General features: G+C 68.4%; 18 protein-coding genes and 1 pseudogene. 14 read left to right on the top strand and 5 right to left on the bottom strand.

Annotated features, from left to right (window positions below):
* Positions 1-67 precede the first annotated feature (67 nt).
* The 4 genes and pseudogenes from ctrA to ACFQ2S_RS02730 all read left to right on the top strand — a co-directional run bounded on the left by ctrA (position 68) and on the right by ACFQ2S_RS02730 (position 5,793).
* A pseudogene (ctrA, locus tag ACFQ2S_RS02745) lies at positions 68-781 on the top strand (response regulator transcription factor CtrA).
* Positions 782-1,213: 432 nt separating this feature from the next.
* Positions 1,214-3,391: an NAD-dependent DNA ligase LigA gene (gene ligA / locus ACFQ2S_RS02740; RefSeq protein WP_386072519.1), complete on the top strand. Its 2,178-nt coding sequence runs from the start codon at positions 1,214-1,216 to the stop codon at positions 3,389-3,391.
* On the top strand, positions 3,388-5,478 hold the full coding sequence (recG, locus tag ACFQ2S_RS02735) for an ATP-dependent DNA helicase RecG (protein WP_386072517.1): 2,091 nt from the start codon (positions 3,388-3,390) through the stop codon (positions 5,476-5,478). The genes ligA and recG overlap by 4 nt, the downstream gene beginning before the upstream one ends.
* 192 nt (positions 5,479-5,670) lie before the next feature.
* Complete coding sequence (locus ACFQ2S_RS02730; protein WP_089232967.1) at positions 5,671-5,793, top strand: hypothetical protein; 123 nt, start codon at positions 5,671-5,673, stop codon at positions 5,791-5,793.
* A 204-nt stretch (positions 5,794-5,997) separates the two neighbouring features.
* On the opposite strand, the gene ACFQ2S_RS02725 is transcribed toward ACFQ2S_RS02730, so the two are convergent.
* On the bottom strand, positions 5,998-6,477 hold the full coding sequence (locus ACFQ2S_RS02725) for a YbaK/EbsC family protein (protein ID WP_386072516.1): 480 nt from the start codon (positions 6,475-6,477) through the stop codon (positions 5,998-6,000).
* A 60-nt stretch (positions 6,478-6,537) separates the two neighbouring features.
* Between ACFQ2S_RS02725 and ACFQ2S_RS02720 the strand changes: the two genes are divergently transcribed.
* Together ACFQ2S_RS02720 and ACFQ2S_RS02715 are read left to right on the top strand one after the other, a co-directional pair.
* Complete coding sequence (locus ACFQ2S_RS02720) at positions 6,538-9,411, top strand: [protein-PII] uridylyltransferase family protein (RefSeq protein ID WP_449369409.1); 2,874 nt, start codon at positions 6,538-6,540, stop codon at positions 9,409-9,411.
* Positions 9,408-9,686, top strand: a complete 279-nt coding sequence (locus ACFQ2S_RS02715) for a hypothetical protein (RefSeq protein WP_386072514.1) — start codon at positions 9,408-9,410, stop codon at positions 9,684-9,686. The genes ACFQ2S_RS02720 and ACFQ2S_RS02715 overlap by 4 nt, the downstream gene beginning before the upstream one ends.
* A 19-nt stretch (positions 9,687-9,705) precedes the next feature.
* Here ACFQ2S_RS02715 and eda read toward each other — a convergent pair whose 3' ends face one another.
* Positions 9,706-10,347, bottom strand: coding sequence for a bifunctional 4-hydroxy-2-oxoglutarate aldolase/2-dehydro-3-deoxy-phosphogluconate aldolase (eda, locus tag ACFQ2S_RS02710; protein WP_089232971.1), 642 nt, complete (start codon positions 10,345-10,347; stop codon positions 9,706-9,708).
* Positions 10,348-10,560: 213 nt separating this feature from the next.
* Positions 10,561-12,366 (bottom strand): phosphogluconate dehydratase, encoded by a 1,806-nt coding sequence (edd, locus tag ACFQ2S_RS02705; protein ID WP_386072512.1) that lies wholly within the window; start codon positions 12,364-12,366, stop codon positions 10,561-10,563.
* A 208-nt stretch (positions 12,367-12,574) separates the two neighbouring features.
* Between edd and ACFQ2S_RS02700 the strand changes: the two genes are divergently transcribed.
* Both ACFQ2S_RS02700 and ACFQ2S_RS02695 read left to right on the top strand, forming a co-directional pair.
* Positions 12,575-13,777 carry an RSP_2647 family RNA methyltransferase gene (locus ACFQ2S_RS02700; protein ID WP_386072511.1) on the top strand — a complete coding sequence of 401 codons (1,203 nt, stop codon included), beginning with the start codon at positions 12,575-12,577 and terminating at the stop codon, positions 13,775-13,777.
* The gene (locus ACFQ2S_RS02695) at positions 13,777-14,319 is read left to right on the top strand and encodes an RSP_2648 family PIN domain-containing protein (RefSeq protein WP_089232973.1); all 543 of its coding nucleotides are present in this window, start codon (positions 13,777-13,779) and stop codon (positions 14,317-14,319) included. Before ACFQ2S_RS02700 ends, ACFQ2S_RS02695 begins: the two co-directional genes overlap by 1 nt.
* Before the next feature lie 36 nt (positions 14,320-14,355).
* Here the strand turns inward: ACFQ2S_RS02695 and ACFQ2S_RS02690 are convergent, their stop codons facing one another.
* Positions 14,356-15,021: an HAD-IA family hydrolase gene (locus ACFQ2S_RS02690; protein WP_386072509.1), complete on the bottom strand. Its 666-nt coding sequence runs from the start codon at positions 15,019-15,021 to the stop codon at positions 14,356-14,358.
* Positions 15,022-15,156: 135 nt separating this feature from the next.
* Here ACFQ2S_RS02690 and glmU point away from each other — a divergent pair, with 135 nt between their 5' ends.
* The gene (glmU, locus tag ACFQ2S_RS02685) at positions 15,157-16,512 is read left to right on the top strand and encodes a bifunctional UDP-N-acetylglucosamine diphosphorylase/glucosamine-1-phosphate N-acetyltransferase GlmU (RefSeq protein ID WP_386072507.1); all 1,356 of its coding nucleotides are present in this window, start codon (positions 15,157-15,159) and stop codon (positions 16,510-16,512) included.
* On the top strand, positions 16,512-18,329 hold the full coding sequence (gene glmS, locus ACFQ2S_RS02680) for a glutamine--fructose-6-phosphate transaminase (isomerizing) (RefSeq protein ID WP_386072505.1): 1,818 nt from the start codon (positions 16,512-16,514) through the stop codon (positions 18,327-18,329). Before glmU ends, glmS begins: the two co-directional genes overlap by 1 nt.
* A 69-nt stretch (positions 18,330-18,398) precedes the next feature.
* Here the strand turns inward: glmS and ACFQ2S_RS02675 are convergent, their stop codons facing one another.
* Positions 18,399-19,685, bottom strand: a complete 1,287-nt coding sequence (locus tag ACFQ2S_RS02675; RefSeq protein ID WP_386072503.1) for a hypothetical protein — start codon at positions 19,683-19,685, stop codon at positions 18,399-18,401.
* Between the two features lie 224 nt (positions 19,686-19,909).
* Between ACFQ2S_RS02675 and ACFQ2S_RS02670 the strand changes: the two genes are divergently transcribed.
* From ACFQ2S_RS02670 to ACFQ2S_RS02655, 4 genes are all read left to right on the top strand, one after another.
* A complete protein-coding gene (locus tag ACFQ2S_RS02670; RefSeq protein ID WP_386072795.1) occupies positions 19,910-21,073 on the top strand; it encodes an isovaleryl-CoA dehydrogenase in 1,164 nt (387 codons plus the stop codon).
* A gap of 345 nt (positions 21,074-21,418) precedes the next feature.
* Complete coding sequence (locus ACFQ2S_RS02665; protein WP_386072501.1) at positions 21,419-22,999, top strand: AMP-binding protein; 1,581 nt, start codon at positions 21,419-21,421, stop codon at positions 22,997-22,999.
* Positions 22,996-23,814 carry an EcsC family protein gene (locus ACFQ2S_RS02660; RefSeq protein WP_386072499.1) on the top strand — a complete coding sequence of 273 codons (819 nt, stop codon included), beginning with the start codon at positions 22,996-22,998 and terminating at the stop codon, positions 23,812-23,814. The genes ACFQ2S_RS02665 and ACFQ2S_RS02660 overlap by 4 nt, the downstream gene beginning before the upstream one ends.
* Before the next feature lie 103 nt (positions 23,815-23,917).
* Positions 23,918-25,522, top strand: a complete 1,605-nt coding sequence (locus ACFQ2S_RS02655; protein ID WP_386072497.1) for a carboxyl transferase domain-containing protein — start codon at positions 23,918-23,920, stop codon at positions 25,520-25,522.
* The last annotated feature ends 96 nt before the right edge of the window (positions 25,523-25,618 follow it).

Raw genomic sequence — 25,618 nt, 5'->3', positions numbered from 1 at the left:
CGGTAATCGGGGATTAACCAATTCGGGCCATGGTCGCGAGTAGAGGGACCGAAGCGGAGTAACAATTATGCGCATCCTGCTCGTCGAAGATGACCCGGCGACCGCCAAGAGCATCGAAATGATGCTCACCCATGCGAACCTGAACGTCTATTGCACCGATCTTGGTGAAGAGGCGATCGATCTCGCGAAACTCTACGACTACGATCTGATCCTGCTCGATCTCGGGCTTCCGGACATGACGGGGCACGAGGTTCTGCGCCAGTTGCGCCTCGCCCGGGTCGAGACGCCGACGCTGATCCTTTCGGGCGCCGACGATACGGATAACAAGGTGAAAGGCTTCGGTTTCGGGGCTGATGACTACTTGACCAAGCCGTTCCACCGTGAAGAGCTGGTGGCCCGGATCCACGCGATCATCCGGCGCTCCAAGGGCCACGCGCAATCGGTCATCCGCACCGGCAAGGTGACGGTCAACCTCGACGCGAAGACGGTGGATGTCGACGGAAAGGGCGTGCACCTGACCGGCAAGGAATAGCAGATGCTGGAGCTTCTGAGCCTGCGGAAGGGCACGACTCTCACCAAGGAGATGTTCCTCAACCATCTCTATGGCGGCATGGACGAGCCCGAGCTCAAGATCATCGACGTGTTCATCTGCAAGTTGCGCAAGAAGCTCAGCCAGGCGACCGGAGGCGAGAACTATATCGAGACAGTCTGGGGCCGCGGCTACGTGCTGCGCGACCCGGAGCCAATGGAAATGGGGGCGAAATACGCCGTCGGCGCCTGAGCGCGCCGGGGCTCGCAGCCCGCAAGAACCACCACTCACGACAGCACCACTCACGAGACGACACCGCGCGGCCTCTCCGCGGGAAAAAGAACAGGAAATTCCACTCCAATGTATCTCTGGGCATGCTCATGGCGACATGGCATGCCCGTTTTTTTATTGGGGAATGACCTCGGATGTGGCGGTGCAGCGCGACATGCGGCGGCGTGAGCCGGGCGCTCTGGAGACAGAGGCGGTGCGCGAACAGCTGTCACTTTCGAACAGGTGCAACGCAGAGGGGCGTCGAGCGCGCCGGACCCAGTCGACGCTGAGGACGAAGCAGCGTGATACGCCGACGCGCCGGCCGCCCACTGGCGCATGCCGACCGGCGCTACTCGAACTGGACGCCTTCGACCGCTCCGCCTATCTCTGGGGCGCGCATCAGGCGGAGGGATCATGAGCGATACGAAAAGCGTCGAGACGCTGACCAAGGCGGAGGCCCGCGCGGAACTGGCGCGCCTGGCAGACGTGCTGGGCGAGGCGAACCGGGCCTATCACGCCGAGGATGCGCCGGTGATGACCGACGCGGAGTTCGATGCCCTGCGCCGGCGCAACGCGGAGATCGAAGCGCGCTTTCCGAACCTGATTCGCTCCGACAGCCCGTCGGCTCAGGTCGGCGCGGCCCCGGCGGAGGGATTCGCAAAGGTGACCCACGCGGTCCCCATGCTGTCGCTCGGCAACGCTTTCGAGGACGAGGATGTCGCGGAGTTCGACCGTTCGGTGCGCAGTTTCCTCGGCCTCGCGCCCGATGCGCCGCTCGCCTACACGGCCGAGCCCAAGATCGACGGGCTATCGCTGTCGCTGCGCTACGAGCACGGACGCCTGGTGCAGGCGGCGACCCGGGGCGACGGGGCGACCGGCGAGAACGTGACCTCCAATGCCCGCACCGTGGATGATATTCCGCAGCAGATCGACGGCGCGCCCGAGGTGCTGGAAGTGCGCGGCGAGGTCTACATGACCCACGCCGATTTCTCGGCTCTGAACGAACGCCAGGCGGAGGCGGGTGGCAAGACCTTCGCCAACCCACGCAACGCCGCCGCCGGCTCGCTGCGCCAGCTCGACGCCCAGATCACCCGAGCGCGCCCTTTGCGCTTCTTCGCCTATGCCTGGGGCGAGACCTCCGAGCCACTGGCAGAGAGTCAGATGGCCGCCATCGAGCGGCTGGCCACGCTCGGTTTCGTCACCAACCCGCTGACCCGGCTCTGCACCTCCGCCGAGGAGATGCTGGCGCATTACCACGACATCGAGGCCCGGCGGGCTGCGCTCGGCTATGACATCGACGGGGTTGTCTACAAGGTGGACGATCTCGGCTTCCAGCGCCGCCTCGGATTTCGCTCGACCACGCCCCGCTGGGCCATCGCCCACAAGTTCCCGGCCGAGCTTGCCTGGACCCGGCTCGAGGGGATCGATATCCAGGTGGGTCGCACCGGCGCGCTGAGCCCGGTGGCGCGGCTGACGCCGGTGACGGTGGGCGGTGTGGTGGTCTCCAACGCGACGCTGCACAACGAGGACTACATCGCCGGCCGCGACAGCTCCGGCGCGCCGATCCGGGAGGGCCGCGACATCCGTGTGGGCGACAGGGTGCAGGTCTATCGCGCGGGGGACGTGATCCCCAAGATCGCAGATGTGGATATCTCGGCGCGACCCGACGGGTCTGTGCCTTACGAATTCCCGACGCATTGCCCGATCTGCGGCTCGGAGGCGATCCGCGAGGAGGGCGATTCCGTGCGCCGTTGCAGCGGAGGCATGATCTGTGCCGCGCAACTCGTCGAAAAGCTGAAGCATTTCGTCTCGCGCGCCGCCTTCGACATCGAAGGTCTGGGCGCCAAGCAGGTGGAGCAGTTCCACGCCGACGGCTGGATCGTCGAGCCTGCCGACATCTTCACGCTGCAGGAGCGCTATGGCAGCGGGATGCAGCAGTTGAAGAACCGCGAAGGCTGGGGCGAGAAATCCGCCACCAACCTTTTCGCCGCGATCGAGGAGCGCCGGCGCATCCCGCTGAACCGCTTCCTGTTCGCGCTCGGCATTCGTCACCTGGGCGAGGTCGCCGCCAAGACCCTGGCCCGCCATTTCGGAAGCTGGGAGACGCTGCGCGACACCGTGGTCCGGGCCAGCGAGGAGCCAGCGGCCGAGGCGGTGGAGGCGATGGACACCAAGGCGCGCCGCGCCTCGCTGGCCGAGAGCCCGGCATGGTCGGAGCTGATCTCGGTCGACGGGATCGGCGACGCGCTGGTGCAGGCGCTGGTCGCGGCCATGCGCCAGCCGGCGGAGCGGGCGGTCATCGACCGTCTGGTGGCGCAGCTCGAGATCGAGGACGTGGCGGCCCCGGCAACGGCCGATTCCCCCGTGGCGGGCAAGACCGTGGTCTTTACCGGCACGCTGGAGAAGATGACCCGGGCCGAGGCCAAGGCACGGGCGGAAGCGCTTGGCGCGAAGGTCTCCGGTTCGGTCTCTTCCAAGACGGATCTGCTGGTTGCCGGGCCAGGGGCCGGTTCCAAGGCCAAGAAGGCCGCCGAGCTGGGGATCGAGACACTCGACGAGGATGGCTGGCTGACCCTGATCGGGCAGGCATGAGCGGCCGCCCGTCGATCCTGTTCCCGCTTTTCGCGGAGCTGGAGACGCTGGAGGGCGTCGGGCCGAAGACGGCCAAGCACCTCGCGCAGATCGACATCGAGCGGCCGCGCGATCTGCTGTTCACGCTGCCGCACACGGGAGTCGACCGGCGGCTTGTCCCGTCTTTGCGGGCGTTGACCCTGCCGGGAACCGGGACGGTCGAGGTCGAGATCGGCCGTCACCGGCAGCCCGCGTCCCGCGGACGACCCTACCGAGTGGATGTGGAGGATGCCGAGACGAGTTTTCAGCTCGTGTTCTTCCATGCCAATGGCGAATACCTGCAACGGCAACTTCCCACCGGCCAACGGCGGATCGTGTCGGGCAAGATCGAGCTCTTCGACGGCGTGGCCCAGATGGTCCATCCCGACCACATCCTGCGCCCCGAACAGGCCGGCGAGATCCCGGATTACGAGCCGGTCTACCCGCTCACCTCCGGGGTCACGCTGAAGACGATGACGAAGGCGGCACGCTCGGCGCTGGCGCGGGCACCGGAGCTGGCGGAATGGATCGACCCGGCGCTGGTGGCGCGCGAGGGCTGGCCGGACTGGCACGCAGCGGTGACCGGGGCCCATGCGCCGAAGGTCGTGCGCGACCTGTCGCCCGACGCACCGACGCGGCGCCGGCTGGCCTATGACGAGCTGTTCGCGCACCAGGTGACGCTGGCCCTCGCGCGGAGCGTCGAGCGGCGCGGCAAGGGACGGGCCTCGGTGGCGACGGGGCGGCTGCAGGGCAAGGTGCTGGCGGCGCTTCCCTATCATCCGACGGGAGCGCAGGAGCGCGCGGTGCGCGAGATCTCGGAGGATATGGGCGGGCCCAAGCGGATGGCACGGCTGCTGCAGGGCGATGTCGGCGCGGGCAAGACGCTGGTTGCGGTGATGGCGCTCCTGGTGGCGGTGGAGGCCGGCGGGCAGGGCGTGATGATGGCCCCGACTGAGATCCTCGCCCGCCAGCATCTCGACTCGATCCGGCCGCTCGCCGAGAGCGCCGGCGTGGTGCTCGAGATCCTGACCGGGCGCGACAAGGGGGCGGAGCGGCAGGCCAAGCTGGCGGCGTTGGCGCGGGGCGACATCCAGATCCTCGTGGGCACCCACGCTGTGTTCCAGAAGGACGTTGAGTTCAAGGATCTCCGGCTCGCCGTGATCGACGAGCAGCACCGCTTCGGTGTCGCGCAGCGGATGGAACTGGGCGCCAAGGGCCATGCGGTGGACGTTCTGGTGATGACTGCCACGCCGATCCCGCGCAGCCTGGCCCTGGCGCAATATGGCGACATGGACCTCTCGGTGTTGGACGAGAAACCGCCGGGGCGGACGCCGGTCAAGACGGCGCTGGTCTCCACCGACCGTATCGACGAGGTGGTGGATCACCTGCGGCGTGCGGTGGCAGGGGGCAAGCAGGCCTATTGGGTCTGCCCACTGGTCGAGGAAAGCGAGACGGTCGAGATGACGGCCGCCGAGGACCGGTTCCGTCACCTGCGCGCGACGCTCGGCGAGGGCAGGGTGGGGCTGGTGCACGGCCAGATGCCACCGGCGGAGAAGGATGCCGCGATGGCGCGTTTCGTGGAGGGCGAGACCTCGGTGTTGGTCGCGACCACGGTGATCGAGGTCGGGGTCAACGTGCCCAACGCCTCGATCATGGTGATTGAGCAGGCGGAGAGTTTCGGCCTGGCGCAGTTGCATCAGCTGCGCGGCCGCGTCGGGCGCGGCGCGGCGGCGTCGACCTGCCTGCTGCTCTACCAGGGGCCGCTGGGCGAGACGGCGCGGCGGCGGTTGGAGATCCTGCGCGAGACCGAGGATGGCTTCCGCATCGCCGAGGAAGACCTCGCGATGCGCGGCGCGGGCGATCTGATCGGCACCGCGCAATCCGGCCTGCCGAAATTCCGAATCGCCGACATGGAGCGGCAGACGGGACTGATGCAGATGGCGCAGCAGGACGCACGACGGCTGCTGGCCGACGATCCGACCCTGCAGGGCGAGCGCGGGCAGGCGGTGCGTGTTCTGCTCTGGCTGATGGAACAGGACAAGGCGATCCGGCTGATCTCGGTCGGCTAGCGGGCGCCCTTCGCCTTGGAACGCGCTGATTACAGGGAGAATTTGAAGGCATACCAAGGGTGTTGACGCCAATGGTGGAACATCCAAGTTCCCGCTTGTTCACGTTTGTTCTTAAAAAGTTCTTTACTTTTGTTCTCCTGCGTGAGAACAAAGGGGCAACAGACGCGCAAACATCGACACGAGGACACCGCCATGCTCGCCGAGATCAAAGCCCTGCTTGCCCGCTCCGAAGCCACGCTGCTTGAAGATGCCATTGGCGTCGTGGCGCTCATGGTGATCCTTGTCGGAGGGTTGCACCTGCCCGGGCTCGTCTGACCCGTTTTCTGCCTGCGACCTGCTGCCCGGCGGCGCGCATCTTCGTCCCCAAACCGATGTGCTGCCTGGTTTCTGCCTGTCCCCAACGGCCTCGGTGCTCTGCCTCTGCACCCTGCCACCCGGTCCACCAGAGTCGCCACTTCGCCGCCGCCGTCCTGCCCGGACGAGCGGCGGTTTTTTCTTGTAGGGGCCGGCCTCCGGGGCTCAGGCGTCGGTTTCGACGAAATCGGCCAGTTCGCCCCGGCAGAGCCGCCGCAGGCGGTCCGGCGCGATGCCGAAGACGTGGCGTGGGGTGCCGGCGGCGGCCCAGACCTCCTCGAAATCGGTCAGCCGCGGATCGAAATAGGCGCGGATCGGATTGAGGTGCCCGACCGGGGAGACGCCGCCGATGGCAAAGCCGGTGACCTCGCGGATCCGCGTTCCACTGGCCGGATGGGTGCCTTCGCCCAGCAACTCGGCCACCGTCTCCGTGCAGACCCGGTTGCCGCCTGCGGTGACGAAGAGCGTCAGCTTGCCGCTGATCTCGCCCTCCACGACGATCGACTTGGCGATTTGGTCGAGCGCGCAGCCCACCGCGTCGGCGGCCTCGCGCGCGGTGCGGGTGCTGTCGGGCATCTCTCGCAGATCGTAGGGGATGCCGGCCTCGTCAAGGGCGGCGATGACACGTTTCAGGCTCTTGCTCATCTCGCGGCGACTCCGTTCGGACGGTGGGTGAGGCCGGTGCGGCGCACTTTCAGAGAGTGCATGGGCCGCGGGTGGGGGGTGGTCAAGCGGATTGACCGGCGCGCGCCGCCGCGCCATCACTCCTGCATGAGCTTCGCCCGCGCCATCACCCGCTCGCCCATCCCGTTCGACGCCGCTGCCGGGGCTGATGCCGCGGCCCGGTTTGCCGCGCTGCCGGCGGAGACGCGCGAGGTGCTGGCCGGGGCCGCGGGCTGCAGCAGCTTCCTGCGCGGCCTGATGGAGAAGGAAACCGCCTGGCTGGAGGCCGCGCTCGCCGCCGATCCCGCAAGCGTGCTGGAAGGCGAGTTCGAGGCGCTCCGGCAGACCGAGTGGACGTCACTCAAGGGCGCGTTGCGGCAGGCAAAGCGTCGGGTGGCGCTCTATGTTGGGCTGGCCGACCTGGCAGGGGTCTGGGCGCTGGAGCAGGTCACCGGCGGGCTCACGGATTTCGCTGATCTCTCGGTCGACCTCGCCATGAAGGCCTCGATGGCGAGCGAGCTGAGGCGCGGCAAGTTTCCCGGACAGGGCGAGGAGGATCTCGGGACTGCGGCGGGCATGGTGGCGCTGGCGATGGGCAAGATGGGTGCGGGGGAGCTGAACTATTCCTCCGATATCGACCTGATCATGCTGTTCGACGACACTCGCTTTTCGGACGACGACTACCAGGAGGCGCGCGCGGCATTCATCAAGGCCACGCGGCGGATGACGGCGCTGCTGAGCGAAATCACCGGCGACGGCTATGTCTGGCGCACCGACCTGCGGCTGCGGCCGGACCCGTCGGTCACGCCGGTCTGCCTGTCGATGGAGGCGGCGGAGCGGTACTATGAATCGGTCGGGCGCACCTGGGAACGTGCGGCTCATATCAAGGCGCGTCCCTGTGGCGGCGACATCGCGGCCGGCGAGGCTTACCTCGAGCGGTTGCGGCCGTTCATCTGGCGCAGGCACCTCGATTTCGCGGCGATCCAGGACGCCCACGACATGCGGCTCAAGATCAAGGAGCACAAGGGACTGCACGAGACCGGCTGCCTCGAGGGCCGCAACCTGAAGCTCGGGCCGGGCGGCATTCGCGAGATCGAGTTCTTCACCCAGACCCGGCAGATCATCGCCGGCGGGCGTGATCCCAGCCTGCGGATCCGGGCTACTGTGCCCGCGCTGCGCAGGCTGGCCGAGACCGGCTGGATCCCGGCGGACCTCGCTGAGCGGTTCACCGGCCATTATCGGGCGCTGCGGGAGCTGGAACACCGGGTCCAGATGGTGGCCGACGCCCGTACACACGCCCTGCCGAGCAGCGACGAGGGGTTCGACCGGATCGCGCGGATGTGCGGCGAGGGCGACACGGCTCGGTTCCGCCGCGAGATCTCGGACTGTCTCGCCGAGGTGCGTGCCGATGCGGAGAGTTTTTTCGCGCCGGGGCTCAAGGGGGCAAAGGGCGAAGGCGCGGCTGTCGAGGAGCCCGAGATCGTGTCGCGCTGGAGGCATTACCCGGCGCTTCGCTCGGAGCGGGCGCAGGAGATTTTCGAGCGGCTGAAGCCCGATCTTCTGGCCCGCCTGAACGAGGCGCCCCGGCCCGACGAGGCGCTGACCGCCTTTGACGGCTTCCTCTCGGGGCTGCCGGCGGGCGTGCAGCTTTTCTCGCTGTTCGAGGCCAATCCCAACCTGCGCGCGCTTATCGTCGACATTGCCTCGACCGCGCCGGCGCTGGCGAGCTACCTGTCGAAAAACTCCGGCGTGCTCGACGCGGTCATCGGCGGCAGCTTCTTCGAGCCGTGGCCCGGAAGCGCCAAGCTTGCCCGCTCCCTGTCCGATCGGCTGGAGGCCGCGGGCGATTACGAGCAACAGCTCGATGCGGCCCGGCGCTGGCAGAAGGACTGGCATTTCCGGGCCGGCGTGCACCACCTGCGCGGGATCGTCGATGCCTCCGAGGCGGGCCGTCAGTTCGCCGATGTCGCCGAGGCCGTGCTTTGCGGGCTGATGCCGCGGATCGTCGAGAATTTCGCGCGACGCCACGGCCGGCCGCCCGGGCGCGGCGGGGTGGCGGTGGCGATGGGTTCGCTCGGCGCGCACTGGATCAACGCCCGGTCGGATCTCGACCTAATCATGATCTACGACGCCGAGCAGGCCGATACGTCCGACGGCCCGCGCCCTTTGCCGGCTACGACCTATTACGCACGGCTGACCAAGGCGATCCTGACCGCGCTGACGGCACCGACGGCGGAGGGCCGGCTCTACGAGGTTGACATGCGGCTCCGGCCCTCGGGCAAGCAGGGGCCGGTAGCGACCTCGCTTTCGGCCTTTGACAGTTACCAGCACAAGGAGGCCTGGACCTGGGAGCACCTGGCGCTGACCCGCGCGCGCCCGATGGCGGGCAATGCGGCCGTTGGCGAGGAGGTGGAGCGCATCCGGCTGTCGGTAATGGGTGCAAAGCGGGATGCGGGCAAGGTGCTGGAGGATGTGCGCGACATGCGCCGCAGGCTTGCCGAGGCCAAGGGCCAGCAGGGACCGCTCGGCGTCAAGACCGGCCCCGGCGGGATGCAGGACATCGAACTGGTGGCCCAGGCGGGCGCTCTGCTCTCCGGCGCGCGGGCCCGACGGACCGTGGCGCAGCTTCAGGCAGGGGCACGGCTTGGCTGGCTGACCCGCGAAGAGGTCGAACACCTCGCCACGGCCTACAGGCTGGCGCGCTCGGTGCAGAGCGTGGGCCGGCTCATCGTGGAGGGGCCGCTCGATCCAGAGACGCTCGGCCAAGGCTGTTGCGAGGTGCTGCTGCGGGAGACCGGGCTGGAGAGCGTGGAGGCGCTGACCGCTGCGCTCGCCGAGAAGCGTTCGGCGGCCGCTAGCATCATCGATGCGGCGTTAGAGCGCCTGCCGCCGGATACGGCCGAGGGTGCGGCGTGAAGGGGGATTGGGCCGATCCCAAGGCGCTGATCGCCGAGGCCTATCGGATCGATGGGATCGGCGCGCCGGAATGCCGGTCGATCTTCATGGACTGGGCGCTTTCGCTGCCGGAGGAAACCGACCAGCGCGGCGCGCTTGAGGCGCTTCTGGCACGCCATGGCGCCGGGGCGCCCGAGCATCCGATGAGCCGGGTCCTGATCGAGGGGCTGGCGGAGGGCCGTCCTGCCAGCCGCCGGGGCGGACGGCGTGGGGGGCGGGTGCCGCCGGCAGATTAGCGCGGCACCCTGCCGAAGATCAGGCGCTGAGCGCCGCGGCTTCGCGGGCCAGTTCCTCGATTGCCTTCCAGTCTCCTGCGGCGACGAGCTTGGCCGGTGCGACCCAGCTTCCGCCAACGCAGATCGTGTTGGACAGGCCGAGATAGGTCGGCGCGTTCTGGGGCGTGACGCCGCCGGTCGGGCAGAACTTGATCTGCGGGATCGGCGCGCCGATGCCCTTGAGCGCCGCGGCGCCGCCGGCGGCTTCGGCCGGGAAGAACTTGAGGGTCGTGTAGCCGCGCTCCAGGAGCGCCATCGCTTCGCTCGCGGTTGCCGCGCCGGGCAGCAGCGGCAGGTCCTGCGCCTCGCAGGCATCGAGCAGCCGGTCGGTCGCGCCGGGAGACACGCCGAAACGCGCCCCGGCCGCCTTGGCCGCCGCGACGTCCTCGGGGGTGAGCAGGGTGCCGGCACCGACGACGCCGCCCTCGACCTTCGACATCTCGCGGATCGCGTCGAGCGCCACCGGCGTGCGCAGCGTCACCTCGAGCGCCGGCAGGCCGCCGGCCACGAGCGCCTCGGCGAGCGGCCGGGCGCTGGCGACGTCGTCGATCACCAGGACGGGGACGACCGGCGCCAGGCGGCAGATCTCGGCGGTCTTCAGGCTGGCTTCCTGTGGTGTCATTCTCTGTTCCTCTGATTGGCCGGACGGCACGTGTCAGCGCGGCGCCGGGTTGGGTATTTCAGCCAAGAAGACAGGCCGGCCACCGCCGGTCTGCTCCCCCCATCATTGTCCGCGCAGGACCTCTGTTCCGTCTCTTTGGCAAAAATACCCTGACGCGCGCAGAAAGACCCTGAGCTAGCATATCAGTCAAGTGCACTATTGCCGCGCCACGGGTCAGAGCACGGCGCAGGCGCCTTCCGTGGCGGGGCCGGCATTGCGGCGGAAGGTCTCGAAAAGGTCGCGTCCGAGGCCGTGGGTATTGGCCGAGAGGTCTGCCTGGACGGGCGCGCGCTCGGCAAAACCGTCTTCGAGAACGTCCAGCGTGCCCGCGACCGCATCGACGCGGACCAAGTCGCCGTCCCGCAGTCGGGCGATCGGACCGCCGGAGGCGGCCTCGGGTGTGACGTGGATCGCCGCCGGCACCTTGCCCGAAGCGCCGGACATCCGCCCGTCGGTGACCAGCGCCACCTTGAGGCCGCGATCCTGCAGGACGGCAAGGGTCGGGGTCAGGCTGTGCAGTTCCGGCATCCCGTTGGCGCCGGGGCCCTGGAAGCGGACGACGACGACGGTGTCCTCGGTGAACTCGCCGGCCTTGAAGGCGGTCTTGACCGCCTCCTGGTCGTGGAAAACGCGAGCGCGGGCCTCGATCACGTGCCGCTCGGGCGCGACAGCCGAGACCTTCATCACCCCGTGGCCCAGCGAGCCCTTGAGCTGTTTCAGGCCTCCCGTGGGCTGGAACGGGCTGGCGGCGGGGCGCAGGATCTTGTCGTTGAGGGTCTCGCCGGCGCCTTCCACCCAGACCAGTTCGCCGTTCTGGAGCTTCGGCTCGCGGGTGTAACGTTCGAGCCCGTCGCCGGCCACGGTGCGGGTGTCGGGGTGCAGCAGCCCGGCCTTGAGCAGCTCGCCTATCATGAAACCGAGCCCGCCCGCCGCGTGGAAATGGTTCACGTCCGCGAGGCCGTTGGGATAGACCTTGGCCAGCAGCGGGACCACGTCGGAGAGATCCGCGAAGTCTTCCAGCCCGAGCCGGATGCCTGCCGCCCGCGCCATCGCCGGCAGGTGCAGGATCAGGTTGGTGGACCCGCCGGTGGCCATCAGCCCGACCATGCCGTTGACGAAGGCGCGCTCGTCGAGCACTTCGCCGGCCGGCGTATATTCGTTGCCGAGCGCGGTGATCTCGGCTGCGCGCTTGGCGCCTGCGACGGTCAGCGCCTCGCGCAGCGGCGTGTTCGGAGTGACGAAGCTGGCGCCGGGCAGGTGCAGGCCCATGAACTCCATCAGCATCTGGTTGGTGTTCGCGGTGCCGTAGAAGGTGCAGGTGCCGGGGCCGTGGTAGGAGGCCATCTCGGCTTCCATCAGCTTGTCGCGGCCGACCTCGCCGGTGGCGAATTGCTGGCGGACGCGGGCCTTCTCGTCGTTCGGCAGGCCACTCGTCATGGGGCCTGCGGGCAGGAACACCGCCGGCAGGTGCGAGAAACTCGCCGCCGCCATCACCAGTCCCGGCACGATCTTGTCGCAGACGCCGAGGAAGAGCGCGGAATCGAAGGTGTTGTGGCTGAGCGCGACAGCCGAGGCCATGGCGATCACGTCGCGCGAGAACAGCGACAGCTCCATCCCGGTCTGGCCCTGGGTGACGCCGTCGCACATCGCCGGCACGCCGCCTGCGACCTGGGCCGTGGCACCGGCCTCGCGGGCCGCGCGGCGGATCAGGTCGGGGTAGCGTTCGAATGGCTGGTGCGCGGAGAGCATGTCGTTGTAGGCGGTGACGATCCCGATATTCGGCGCGCGTCCCTCTGCCAGTGCCGCCTTGTCCTCGCCCATCGCCGCATAGGCATGGGCCTGGTTGCCACAGGTCAGATGCGCCCGGGCCGGACCGGCCTCTGCCGCCTTCTGCATCTGTTCCAGATAGGCGTGGCGGCTGTCATGGCTGCGCTCGCGGATGCGTTCGGTGACGCGGGCGACCGTGGCGTTGAGGTCCATGGAACTCTCTCCCTTGCTGATGCCGGTGACTTAGCAGGTTAGCGCTAACGGATCAAATCCTTCCCCAACCGGGAAGATCGCGGCAAATGCGCCGCCTGTGCCGCGCGCGAGGGCGCGAGGCACAGGCGGCCCGCATAGTGTAGACGAACTGCGCCCCTCGCGCACTGGCGGGCTTTCGCAAGCCGCCGCGAGCGGATAGACCGCGCGCATGACAACAGATCTGCCTCTCCCCACCGTCCGTCTGCGCCCCAAGGGCGATGCCCGCGCGCTGCGGCACGGATTCCCCTGGGTCTATGCCGACGAACTCGTCGTCGATCGGCGGACGCGGGCGCTCGACGCCGGCACCATCGCCCTGCTGGAGGATGCCGAGCGGCGGCCGCTTGGCCTCGTGGCGCTGAACGGCCGGTCCAAGATCATCGCCCGCATGCTCGACCGCGATCCGGAGGCGTCCATCGATGCCGCCTGGTTCGAGGAGCGGATCGCGCGGGCGCTTGCGATGCGCGAACGGCTCTTCGATGCGCCGTTCTACCGGCTGATCCATGCGGAGGCCGATGGTCTTCCCGGCGTGGTCATCGACCGCTTCGGCGACGCGGCGGTGATCCAACCCAACGCCGCCTGGGCGGAGTTGCGGCTCGCCGAGATCGCGGCGGCGCTGAAGGCCGTCACCGGCGTCTCGGTGCTGGTCAAAAACGGCACCGGCCGTGCCCGCGGGCTGGAAGGGCTGCCGGAGGAGACTCTGCTGCTCGAAGGTGCGCTGGATGGCCCGGTGCAGGTGCCGATGAACGGCGCGACCTATATGGCCGACCTGATGGGCGGTCAGAAGACCGGCCTGTTCTACGACCAGCGCCCGAACCACGCCTTCGCCGCGCGACTGGCGGGAGGCGGGCGCGTGCTCGACGTGTTTTCCCATGTGGGAGGCTTCGGCCTCGCGGCTCTGGCGGCCGGCGCGGCATCGGCGCTCAGCGTCGACGGGTCAGCCGCGGCGCTGGAGCTGGCCGAGGCCGGGGCTGCGGCGGCCGGCGTCGCGGACCGGTTCGAGACCCGCAAGGGCGATGCCTTCGCGGCGATGGAGGCGCTGGCCGAGGAGGGGCAGACCTTCGATCTCGTGGTCTGCGACCCGCCGGCCTTTGCGCCCAGCCGACAGGCGCTCGAGGCGGGCCTGCGCGCCTACGAGCGCGTGGCGCGGCTCGCAGCACCACTGGTGGCGCCGGGAGGCTACCTGGGGCTCTGTTCCTGCTCGCACGCCGCCGATCTTTCGAAGTTCCGCAACGCTTCGGCTCGCGGCATCGGCCGTGGCGGCCGGCGCGCGCAACTGCTGCACACCGGTTTCGCCGGCCCGGACCACCCGATGCTGCCGCAACTCGGCGAGAGCGGCTATCTCAAGGCGCTGTTCTTCCGGCTCGTGCCCTGATGCGGGTGCTGATCGACGCCTGCGTGCTCTATCCGACCGTGATGCGGGAGGTGGTGCTGGGCGTCGCTGGGCAGGGGCTGTTCGAACCGCTCTGGTCGGACCGCCTGCTGGAGGAATGGGCCCGCGCCGCCGCCCGCCGTGGCCCGCTCGACGAGGCGCAGGCACGGGGCGAGATCGCACTCGTCCGCGCGGCCTGGCCCAAAGCCAGCGTGCAGCCGCGCGACGGTGATCTTGCGCGGCTCTGGCTGCCCGACGAGAACGATATCCATGTCCTTGCCGCCGCCGTGGCCGGCTCGGCCGACCTGATCCTGACCCTGAATATCCGCGACTTTCCGCGGAATATCCTCTCCGAGGAAGGGTTGGACCGCGCCGACCCGGACGGCTTTCTTCACCGGCTCTGGCAGGATCACCCCGAAAAGGTTGCCCGCGCGGCGGAACAGGTGCTGCGCCAGGCACGGCAGATGGACGACGTTCCGCACGAGATGCGGCCGCTGCTCAAGAAGGCTCGCCTCCCGCGTCTTGCAAAGGCGCTAGCAGGTTAGGCGTTCCACCTCGCCAAGGCTCTGGCGCGGACCGTGTCAGCCGAGCAGTCGGTCGACCAGTGCCGGCAACTCGTCGAAATGGTCGAGCAGCGCCTCGGGTTCCATGCCGGCGACGGCGCGGCCTTCGGGGCCGAAGGTCACCAGCACGCAAGGAACGCCGGTTGCGCGTGCCGTCTCCCGGTCGGTAACCGTGTCGCCCACCAGCAGCGAGCGTTCGACCGCGCCGCCGGCCTGCGTCACCGCCGCGCGATAGGGGGCGGGGTCGGGCTTGCGCACCGGCAGCGTGTCTGCGCCGATCAGCGAGGCAAAGGCCCCACGCACGCCGAGCCGCTGCAGCAGGATCTCGGCCAGGCCCTCGGGCTTGTTGGTGCAGATCCCCACGGCCACGCCACGCCCGGTCAGCGCTTCCACAGCCTCCATCGCGCCCGGGTAGAGGCGCGTGTGCACGTCGATTGCGGCGCCGTAATGGGCGAGAAGGGCGGGATATTCCCGGTCGACCTGGGTTTCGGTGTCCGCTGCCTGCAGCCGTTCGAACCCCAGCCGCAGCATGGCGCGCCCGCCGCGAAAGGCGGTGGCGGCGTCGGCCCGGGGATCGAGCGGCGCGCCGAGGCCGCGGTTCTCGAAGCACCGGTTCGCCGCGGCGATGAGGTCGCCGCTGGTGTCCGCGAGCGTTCCGTCCAGATCGAAGATCACCGTGCGCATCCGTGCCCTCCAGGCCGCTTCGGCGGGCCGCCGCCGAGCCATGTTTCAGAGTGTCACCGCATTTGACCGGGAAGCCCCTTGCGGCGCGCCCGGCCTCGCGTATTACGGAAGCCGGTTGAAGAAAAGAGATTTGCGATGCCGACAAACCTCGTCATCCTGGCGGCAGGCCAGGGCACCCGGATGCAATCCGACCTTCCGAAAGTCCTGCACGAGGTCGCCGGCGCGCCGCTCCTGCACCATGCGATGCAGGCTGGCGCGACCCTGCAGCCCGACCGGGTGGTCGTAGTCACCGGCAATGGCGCCGAAGATGTCGCCGCGGCCGCGCAGGATTTCGATCCCCAGGTCCTGCTCGCCGAACAGACCGAGCGGCTCGGCACCGCCCATGCTGTCGCCCAGGCGCGCACCGCGCTCGAGGGCGCGGAGGGCGACGTGATCGTGCTCTACGGCGATACGCCCTTCGTGCGGCCGGAGACCCTGGAACGGATGGTCGAGGCGCGGGCCGACCACGCGGTCGTCGTGCTCGGCTTCGAGGCCGCCGATCCCGGCCGCTACGGGCGGCTGGTGATGAATGGCGACGCGCTGGAACGGATTGTCGAGTTCAAGGACGCGACGGACGAGGAACGCGCCATAACGCTCTGCAATTCCGGCGTGATCTGCGTAGATGCCGCAACGTTGTTCGACCTGATCGAGGCCGTTGGCAACGATAACGCGTCGGGCGAATACTACCTCACCGATATCGTCGAGATCGCACGGAGCCGGGGGCTGTCGGCGACGGCGGTGGCCTGCGAGGAGCAGGAGACCCTCGGCGTCAACTCCCGGGCCGATCTCGCCGCAGCCGAGGCGGTGTTTCAGAGCCGCGCACGGGCTCAGGCGATGGGGGAGGGCGTGACGCTGCAGGCGCCCGACACGGTCTGGTTCGCTTTTGACACCGTGATTGGCCGCGATGCGCTGGTCGAGCCCAACGTGGTCTTCGGCCCCGGTGTCACTATCGAGACAGGCGCTCGCATCCGCGCCTTCAGCCACCTTGAAGGATGCCATGTGTCGCGTGGCGCCGTGGTGGGCCCCTATGCGCGGCTGCGCCCGGGGACCGAACTGGCGGAGGACGTCAAGGTCGGCAATTTCGTCGAGATCAAGAACGGGATCCTCGACGCCGGCGCCAAGGTGAACCACCTCACTTATATCGGCGACGCCTCCATAGGTGCGGGAACGAATGTCGGCGCCGGCACCGTGACCTGCAATTACGACGGGGTTTTCAAGCATTATACCGAAATCGGGGCAGGGGCTTTCATCGGCTCGGACACCATGCTGGTGGCACCGGTCAAGATCGGAGACGGGGCGATGACGGCCTCGGGATCGGTAATCACCTCCGACGTTCCGGCCGACGCGCTCGCGCTTGGGCGGGCGCGGCAGGAGAACAAGCCAGATCTTGCCCGCAAGCTGATGGAACGGTTGCGGGACGCCAAACGGAATCAGAGCGAGGGCAAGAGCTGATGTGCGGGATCGTCGGAGTTCTGGGGCGGCACGAAGCGGCGCCCCTGCTGGTCGAGGCGCTGAAACGGCTGGAGTACCGCGGTTACGACAGCGCAGGAATCGCGACGGTCAATGATGGCGTGCTCGACCGCCGCCGCGCCGTGGGCAAGCTCGTGAACCTCTCGGATCTGCTGGTGCACGAACCGCTGGCTGGCAAGGCCGGTATCGGCCACACGCGCTGGGCCACCCACGGTGCGCCGAGCGTCGCCAACGCCCACCCGCATCGCGCAGGGCCTGTGGCAGTCGTCCACAACGGCATCATCGAGAATTTCCGCGAACTCAGGGCCGAACTGGCCGACGCCGGACTGCATTTCGAGACCGAGACGGACACGGAAACCATCGCGCTTCTGATCCGGTACATGCTAGCGAAGGGCATGAACCACCGGGACGCGGCGGCGGCCGCGATCGCCCGGCTCGAGGGGGCGTTCGCGCTGGCGCTGCTCTTTGACGGGCAGGACGATCTGATGATCGTCGCCCGCAAGGGATCGCCGCTGGCCATCGGCCACGGTGACGGCGAGGTCTTCGTCGGCTCCGATGCCATGGCGCTGGCGCCGATGACCAACCGCATCACCTATCTCGAGGAGGGCGATTGGGCCTGCCTGACCCGGAACTCGGTCGAGATCCGGGATGCCGCAGGCACGCTGGTCAACCGTCCGGTCAAGACGGTGAACATCGACCTCAGCCAGGTCGAAAAGGGCGGGCACAGGCACTTCATGGCCAAGGAGATCGCCGAGCAGCCGATCGTGCTCGGCGATGCGCTGTCGCATTACCTGCGCGGCGAGGGAATGGAGATGCCGGCGCCGGGGCTCGATTTCACCGAGTTCGACAGGATGGTGATGGTCGCCTGCGGCACCGCCAACTACGCCTGCGTGGTTGCGAAATACTGGTTCGAATCTCTGGCCGGGATCTCGGTCGAGGTGGATATAGCCAGCGAGTTCCGCTACCGCGAGCCGCCGATCCCGCCCCGGACCCTGGCGCTGTTCGTCAGCCAGTCGGGCGAAACCGCGGACACGCTCGCGGCGCTGCGCTACTGCGAGGGCAAGGCCGCGCGTGTCGTCTCGGTGGTCAACGTTTCCGAAAGCTCGATCGCCCGCGAAAGCGATCTGGTCCTGCCGATCCGGGCGGGCGCCGAGATCGGCGTGGCCTCGACCAAGGCCTTCACCTGCCAGCTCACCGTGCTGTTCCTGCTGGCGCTCATGGCCGCCCATGACCGCGGGCGCCTCGATGCCGAGGAACTGGAGGCGCGGATCGCGGCGCTGCGGCAGATCCCCGGTCTGATGAACATCGCCATGGCCAGCTCGGACGAGATCGCCGCCGTTGCCAAGTCCGTTTCCGAGGCGCGCGACGTTCTGTTCCTTGGCCGCGGTGCGATGTTCCCGCTGGCGATGGAGGGTGCGCTCAAGTTGAAGGAAATCAGCTACATACATGCCGAAGGTTATGCGTCGGGCGAACTCAAGCACGGGCCGATCGCACTGGTCGACAAGACGGTGCCGGTAATCGTCATGGCGCCCTCCGACCACCTCTTCGACAAGACGGTGTCGAACATGCAGGAGGTGATGGCGCGGGGTGGCAAGGTCCTGCTGATCACCGATGTGAAGGGCGCGCGGGCGGCCGGCGACGGCTGCTGGAAGACGATCCTCATGCCGGAGGTCGACCCGCTTCTCGCCCCGATCCTCTATGCACTGCCGGCGCAGCTCCTTGCCTACCACGCGGCCATCGCCAAGGGCACGGATGTGGACCAGCCGAGGAACCTGGCGAAGTCGGTCACAGTGGAATAGGCGGGCTCCCAGAAACGGGGAACGCTGGCGGATGGAACCGCCAGCGTTAAGATCTTGCCCTGCGGGGCGTCACTGGGTTGCCGAGGCCGCGAGGATCTCCGGCGTTTCGCCGTCCTCGTCGGAGGCTGTGGTCGATTCATCCTCCGCCTTTTCCTCGGGCTCTGCCTCCGGAGCCTCGGTCTCCACGCTGTCCTCCGTTTCCGTGGTCTCTGGCGTGTCCGTCTCCGACATCTCGTCCGGCTGGCGCGCGATGTAGTCGTCGATCAGCCCGTCCGCCTTTCCGACGCCAAGCTGTGCGGCCACCCAATCCTCCATCTCCGGCGTGACGTCTTCTTCGGTGACCGGGCCGTTGCCGGTGGCATTCAGCGAGTCGACCATGGCCTGGCGCATCACCTCCTTGGAGACGGCCTCGGCCGCCTCTTCCGCGACCTTCTCGGCCCCGGCCACCGCGTCGGTCTCGCGGGACAGGGCTTCGGCGGTGTCGCGGGCCTCGGTCAGTGCGGCTCCGTCTTCCTCCCAGGCCTTGTGCGCGGTTTCCCATTCCTGAAGCAGATCATCGTAGGTGTCTGCATTCTCTGGCGTTTTTACCGGTTCCTCGGGCTCGAGTGCCGCGTGGTCGCGTAGCCGCTGATCCAGATCCGTCAACGCGGCGTCGGGATCTTCGGGGAGGGCAAGGTCAGCGGCAATTCGGTCATAGGCGGTCCGGGTCTCGACGAGGCTGCGCTGCGCTTTCTCCAGCGCCTCTTTCGCGGCCTCGCTGGCGGCACTCGCCATCACAAAATCCCGGAACGGCGCCATCTTCGGATCGGAGCTGTTCATCAGGCCGTTGATGTTGCGGTTGAGAGAGTTCAGGCTTTTGAGCTGCGAGGTCAGCGCGCCGCCGGCGACTGCTTTCTCCGGCGAGAATCTCGGCCGTTTCTCCGGTTTCGGGGAATGGGTGACAAGCGTCGGCGACGGTTTCCCGGACGTCTTGAGCGAAGGGCTCTTCGCCGTTTTCACGGGAGCCTTGGACTTCGACGTTCCGGATGATCCCTTGCTGAACGTCTCTTTCAGCTTCGCGAAGGGGTTGTTGCCCTTCTGGGATTTCGATGCGCCGGAACGGTCGGATTTGCCCGATGCGCCCTTCGATCCGCGAGACGTCTTGTCGGACTTGTCCTTGCCGGACTTGCTCTTGTCCGATCCCCGGCCGTTGTTCCCCTTTTCACCCCGGTCGCCCTTGTCGCCCTTGTCCCCTTTGTCACCATTTTTCGCATAGGCGGCCCCGTGGTCGCCAAAGTCGACATATGCCTGCCCCCCGAGGGCGACCGGCAAGGTCAGGACGAGGCCCGCGACCAGCGTCAACTTGAGAAGTTTCATGGCACTCTCCCTTCGCACCAGGTCCGCCCCCAAGACCATCCTGTCGAGGCTTGCCCGAAATGGGGGCATTTCTGTGGCATTCATTCAATTTGTGGATATTGGACCCGCACGGGTTAAGGCGCGGTCGCCACGTACCGACCGCATCAGCCCGATTGACCGCTGACGCGACTCGTGTCTAATATTTGAACAGTCGTTCAATAACGGGGAGGGGAGGCCCTGTGGCGATGTTCAACGCGACGATGAGCTTCGACATCGGCGAGGAGGCCGCGGCGCTGCGTGACATGGTGCATCGCTGGGCGCAGGAGCGGGTCAAGCCGATGGCCGCCGAGATCGATGCGGGCAACGAATTCCCGGCCGAGCTCTGGCGCGAGATGGGCGATCTAGGGTTGCTCGGAATCACGGTGCCGGAGGAATACGGCGGGGCTGGCATGTCCTATCTTTCCCATACCATCGCCGTTGAGGAGATCGCGCGCGCCTCGGCCTCGGTGTCGCTCAGCTACGGCGCGCATTCCAACCTCTGCGTCAACCAGATCAAGCTGAACGGCACCGAAGACCAGAAGCGGACATACCTGCCGAAATTGATCTCGGGCGAGCACGTGGGCGCGCTTGCGATGTCCGAAGCCGGCGCGGGTTCGGACGTGGTGTCGATGAAGCTGCGCGCCGAGAAGCGCAACGGCCACTACCTGCTGAACGGCACCAAATACTGGATCACCAACGGGCCCGATGCCGACACGCTGGTCGTCTACGCCAAGACGGACCCGGACGCCGGCAGTCGCGGCATCACCGCCTTCATTGTCGAGAAGACCATGAAGGGGTTCTCCACCAGCAAGCATTTCGACAAGCTCGGGATGCGCGGCTCGAACACGGCGGAGCTGGTGTTCCAGGACGTGGAGGTGCCGTTCGAGAACGTGCTGGGCGAGGAGGGCAAGGGCGTGCGCGTGCTGATGTCGGGGCTCGACTACGAACGCGTGGTGCTGGCCGGCATCGGCACCGGCATCATCGCGGCCTGCCTCGACGAGATCATGCCCTACATGAAGGACCGCAAGCAGTTCGGCCGGCCGATCGGGAGCTTCCAGCTTATGCAGGCCAAGATCGCCGACATGTATGCTGCAATGAACACGGCGCGTGCCTATGTCTACGAGGTCGCCAAGGCCTGTGACCGGGGCGAGGTCACGCGTGCCGATGCAGCCGCCTGCGTGCTCTATTCCTCCGAGGCCGCGATGACGCAGGCCCATCAGGCGGTGCAGGCGATGGGCGGGGCGGGGTTCATGAACGACGCGCCAGTGAGCCGGTTGTTCCGGGATGCCAAGCTGATGGAGATCGGCGCCGGAACCTCGGAGATCCGGAGGATGCTGATCGGGCGCGAGATGATGACAGCGATGGGGTGAGTGGTGGAAAGCGAGGGACCATTCCGGGCGGGAGCGCCAAGCCTGCCGCGTACGGAGTTCCCGACACAGATGCTTCGGAAGGCGTTCGACGCGGAGTTGGCCGGCGGGACGTCGATCCTCGGCAATCTGTTGGAAACCAACTCGCCGCAAGTCACCTACCGCGCATGAAAATGCGCGTGATCAAGGAGGATCCGAACCTGTGAGACTTGGGCGGGATTGCGAATATGCCGCTGCATCGGAACCGGCGTCGGGCCCGTGGCGGGGGGATTTGCGCGGGACGGGACATCCTCGCGCGGTAGCCGCTGCGCCTGGCGCAGCGGCGCGGGCTGCGCCCGCGAGTGCCCGATGATGTCGGAACCGACATACCGATCGCTGGCTGCTGGGGACGGTTGGCAGATCCCGGAGCGGCTCAACTTGGCCCGGGAGGTCTGCGACCGCTGGGCCGAAGCGGAGCCTGAGCGGGTGGCGCTGATCGAGCCGCTCTCTGACGGCGGCCTGCGCCGGACGACATTCGGGGACCTTCGGGCGATGGCGGATGCCTTGGCGCATCGGTTGGTCGAGTCCGGGATTGGCCCGGGCGACAGGGTCGGCGTGTTTCTTAGCCAGACGCCCTGGACGGCGGCGGCGCATGTCGCTGTTTGGAAGATCGGCGCGATCTCGATCCCGCTCTTCACGCTGTTTGGACCGGAGGCGCTGGCGATGCGGCTGGGCTACGCCGAGGCGCGGGCGATCGTGACGGATGCGGGGGGCGCGGAGCGGCTCGGGGGAGATCTCGCGCTGGCGCTGGGGGCGGATGTGGCGCTCGTCACGCCGGAGGGGCTCGCGCTCGACGGCCCGCCTTTCGCCACCGCCGACACCGGGGCGGAAGACTCCGCGGTGATGATCTACACCTCGGGGACGACCGGAAACCCGAAGGGCGCGCTGCATGCCCACAGGGTGCTGCGCGGCCACCTGCCGGGGGTAGAGTTGTCGCACGACCTGCTGCCGCAGCCGGGCGACGTGCTCTGGACGCCGGCCGACTGGGCCTGGATCGGCGGGCTGTTCGACGTGCTGATGCCCGGTCTCTGGCATGGTGTGCCGGTCGTCGCGGCGCGGCTGCCGCGCTTCACGGCCGAAGAGTGCGCGCGGATCGTGGCGCAGACCGGGGTGCGCAATGTCTTCTTCCCGCCCACGGCGCTGCGGGCGCTCAAGGCGGCGGACGTGTCGATCCCGGGGCTGCGGTCGGTCGCCTCGGGGGGAGAGCCGCTGGGGGCGGAGATGCTCGACTGGGGCCGGCGGGCCTTTGGTCTCACGATCAACGAATTCTACGGCCAGACCGAGTGCAACATGATCGTCAGCGCCTGCGGCGCGCTGTTCGATCCGGTGCCGGGCGCGATGGGGCAGCCGGTGCCGGGGCACACGGTCGACGTCATCGGGCCGGACGGAGCGCCCACCGGAGGCGAGGGCGAGATCGCCGTGCGGCGGGGATCGGCGTCGATGATGCTGGAATACTGGCGCAACCCGGAGGCGACCGCAGCCAAGTTTCGCGGCGACTGGATGCTGACCGGCGACAGGGGCATCCGCGAGGGCGCTTTCCTGCGGTTCAAGGGGCGCGACGACGACGTGATCACCTCCTCGGGCTACCGGATCGGGCCCGGCGAGGTCGAGGATTGCCTGCTGACCCATCCCGCCGTGGCGAGTTGCGGCGTGGTCGGAACGCCGGATCCGGAGCGCACCGAGGCGGTGACCGCCTTCGTGATCCTGCGCCCGGGCCACGCGCCTGACGCCGAGACCCGCGCCGCCCTTCAGGCGCATGTGAAGACGCGGCTCGCCGCGCATGAATATCCGCGTATCCTGCATTTCGTGGAGAGCCTGCCGATGACCATCAGCGGAAAGATTATCCGGCGCGAGCTGCGCCGCATCGCGGCCGAAGGAGCCAGACCATGACCCCGCCGAACGAGCGTCGCCTACACCTAGCGGCCGACATCCTGCGCGAGGCGCTCGAGCGCCAGCGCGCCTTCGAGGAACGCAAGCCGACCCGCATGGGCCGGGGGGCGGAGCGGTTCACCGCGCCCGTGGGCGGGCTGGTGGCCCGGATGGTGCCGCCGCGGCTGGTGCAGCAGGGCCTGCGGATCGCCGACCGGATGGTGGGCTACACCGTTCCGGCCGAGATGACCCGCCACTCGGTGGAGGATCTGGCCGCCTGCGAGGCGGCGGCGCGGCGGGTGCAGGCCTGGGCGGCAAGTTCCAACGCCGCCTCGGGCGGGGCGGCGGGCTGGTTCGGCGCGGTCGGCATGACCGCCGACATCCCGGCAACGATCGCCATGGCGGCCCGCAACGTGCGGGCGACGGGGGCGGCCTACGGCTTCAACGGCGACAGCGACGAGGAGCGGGCCTATCGGCTGATGGTGCTCCAGGTCGCGACGGAGACGGCGAACAAGGGGCGCGGCGAGACGCTGGCGGCGCTTTCAGACATGGCGGCCTTCCTCGCCAGCCCCGAGGGGCGGATGGTGCTGGAGAAGGGCGGCGGCTGGGTGTCCGAGAAGGTCATCGAGCGGATCGCCCGGCAGCTTGGCGTCACCCTCGCCAGCCGCAAGGCCGGACAGGTGGTGCCGATTGTCGGCGGCGCGGTGGCTGCGGTGGTCAACGCGAGCTTCCAGACCGATGTGAGCCGGGCCGCGCGCTATGGCTACCGGATGCGGTGGCTGATGGAGCGGCGGCTGCTGGAGGACCGGAGCCTCGGCGGGGCCGGAGAGGCATGATGCGAGGATATTCGTTCCACTTCGCGCGGCCGCACCGTGCCGCATGTCGCCTGGCCCCGCTTTGCGCCGGCCAGGCGCATACCGCCGTTCGGGGAGGCTATTGATGCGTCTGCGCTCGTCGGTGCTCACCAGCGGGGAGGGTTACTCCGCCAATCGTGCCGCCCATCTCGCCGCGCTGGAGCAGGTCGCCGAGGCCGCCGCAGTCGCCGCGTCCGGCGGCGGCGCCGGCGCCCGGAAGAGGCACCTCGCGCGGGGCAAGATGCTGCCGCGCGAGCGGGTGGCCAACCTGCTCGACCCCGGCGCGCCGTTTCTGGAGATCGGCGCCACGGCGGCGCATGGCATGTACGACGGCGCGGCGCCTTGTGCCGGTGTCGTGGCCGGGATCGGCCGGGTCATGGGACGCGAGGTCATGGTGGTGTGCAACGACGCCACCGTGAAGGGCGGCACCTATTACCCGATGACGGTCAAGAAGCACCTGCGCGCGCAGGAGATCGCCGCCGAATGCCATCTGCCCTGCGTCTACCTGGTGGATTCCGGGGGCGCGAACCTGCCGATGCAGGACGAGGTCTTTCCCGACCGCGACCATTTCGGCCGGATCTTCTACAACCAGGCGCGGATGTCGGCGCAAGGGATTGCCCAGATCGCGGTCGTGATGGGCTCCTGCACGGCGGGCGGCGCCTATGTGCCGGCAATGTCGGATGTCACGATCATCGTGCGCGATCAGGGGACGATCTTCCTCGCCGGTCCGCCGCTGGTGAAGGCGGCGACGGGCGAGGTGGTGAGCGCCGAGGACCTCGGAGGCGGGGACGTGCACACGCGGCTCTCCGGCGTGGCCGACTACCTCGCCGAAGACGACGCCCATGCGCTGGCGCTGGCGCGCCGGGCGGTGGGCTCGCTCGGGCCGGCCCCGGACGTCTCTGCCAACTGGGCAAGCCCGGAGCCGCCGGCCCATGACCCCGAAGAGATCCTCGGGGTGGTGCCGGCCGACCTGCGCACCCCCTACGACATCCGCGAGGTGATCGCCCGTCTCGTCGACGGTTCGCGCTTCGACGAGTTCAAGGCGCGGTTCGGCGAGACGCTGGTGACCGGCTTCGCCCATGTCCACGGCTGCCCCGTGGGCATCGTCGCCAACAACGGCGTGCTGTTCTCCGAGGCCGCGCAGAAGGGCGCGCATTTCGTCGAGCTCTGCTCGCAGCGCCGCGTTCCGCTGGTCTTCCTGCAGAACATCACCGGCTTCATGGTGGGGCGGAAATACGAGAACGAGGGGATCGCGCGGCATGGCGCCAAGATGGTGACGGCGGTGGCGACGACCTCGGTGCCCAAGATCACCCTGCTTGTCGGGGGCTCCTTCGGGGCCGGGAATTACGGGATGGCGGGGCGGGCCTACCAGCCCCGGTTCCTCTGGACATGGCCGAACAGCCGGATCTCGGTGATGGGCGGCGCGCAGGCGGCCGGGGTCCTGGCCCAGGTCCGGCGCGCGGCGATAGAGAAATCGGGCGGGGCGTGGTCGGCCGAAGAGGAGGCCGCGTTCCGACGGCCCACCGAGGAGATGTTCGAGCGCCAGGCCCACCCGCTCTATGCCAGCGCCCGGCTTTGGGACGACGGGGTGATCGACCCGCGCAAGAGCCGCGAGGTTCTGGGGCTTTCGCTGCGCGCGGCGTTGAATGCGCCGGTGGAGGAGACACGCTTCGGCGTGTTCCGGATGTGAGCGTGGCCGGTGGCGGGAGCGAGGGGCCAGCCCCTCGCGCTCCCCGGGATATTTCGGGACAGAAGAAGGGGAGGCCGGGTTTTATCGCCCGGCGGG

The sequence above is a fragment of the Tropicimonas aquimaris genome (genome assembly GCF_042676185.1).
Taxonomy (GTDB): Bacteria; Pseudomonadota; Alphaproteobacteria; order Rhodobacterales; family Rhodobacteraceae; genus Tropicimonas; species Tropicimonas aquimaris.
This window is presented reverse-complemented; position numbering and strand designations above follow the sequence as displayed.

Coding starts and splice junctions, on each gene's coding strand:
- ligA (WP_386072519.1), top strand. CDS start 1,214: ATGAGCGATACGAAAAGCGTCGAGACGCTGACCAAGGCGGAGGCCCGC.
- recG (WP_386072517.1), top strand. CDS start 3,388: ATGAGCGGCCGCCCGTCGATCCTGTTCCCGCTTTTCGCGGAGCTGGAG.
- ACFQ2S_RS02730 (WP_089232967.1), top strand. CDS start 5,671: ATGCTCGCCGAGATCAAAGCCCTGCTTGCCCGCTCCGAAGCCACGCTG.
- ACFQ2S_RS02725 (WP_386072516.1), bottom strand. CDS start 6,477: ATGAGCAAGAGCCTGAAACGTGTCATCGCCGCCCTTGACGAGGCCGGC.
- ACFQ2S_RS02720 (WP_449369409.1), top strand. CDS start 6,538: ATGGGCCGCGGGTGGGGGGTGGTCAAGCGGATTGACCGGCGCGCGCCG.
- eda (WP_089232971.1), bottom strand. CDS start 10,347: ATGACACCACAGGAAGCCAGCCTGAAGACCGCCGAGATCTGCCGCCTG.
- edd (WP_386072512.1), bottom strand. CDS start 12,366: ATGGACCTCAACGCCACGGTCGCCCGCGTCACCGAACGCATCCGCGAG.
- ACFQ2S_RS02700 (WP_386072511.1), top strand. CDS start 12,575: ATGACAACAGATCTGCCTCTCCCCACCGTCCGTCTGCGCCCCAAGGGC.
- ACFQ2S_RS02695 (WP_089232973.1), top strand. CDS start 13,777: ATGCGGGTGCTGATCGACGCCTGCGTGCTCTATCCGACCGTGATGCGG.
- ACFQ2S_RS02690 (WP_386072509.1), bottom strand. CDS start 15,021: ATGCGCACGGTGATCTTCGATCTGGACGGAACGCTCGCGGACACCAGC.
- glmU (WP_386072507.1), top strand. CDS start 15,157: ATGCCGACAAACCTCGTCATCCTGGCGGCAGGCCAGGGCACCCGGATG.
- glmS (WP_386072505.1), top strand. CDS start 16,512: ATGTGCGGGATCGTCGGAGTTCTGGGGCGGCACGAAGCGGCGCCCCTG.
- ACFQ2S_RS02675 (WP_386072503.1), bottom strand. CDS start 19,685: ATGAAACTTCTCAAGTTGACGCTGGTCGCGGGCCTCGTCCTGACCTTG.
- ACFQ2S_RS02670 (WP_386072795.1), top strand. CDS start 19,910: ATGTTCAACGCGACGATGAGCTTCGACATCGGCGAGGAGGCCGCGGCG.
- ACFQ2S_RS02665 (WP_386072501.1), top strand. CDS start 21,419: ATGATGTCGGAACCGACATACCGATCGCTGGCTGCTGGGGACGGTTGG.
- ACFQ2S_RS02660 (WP_386072499.1), top strand. CDS start 22,996: ATGACCCCGCCGAACGAGCGTCGCCTACACCTAGCGGCCGACATCCTG.
- ACFQ2S_RS02655 (WP_386072497.1), top strand. CDS start 23,918: ATGCGTCTGCGCTCGTCGGTGCTCACCAGCGGGGAGGGTTACTCCGCC.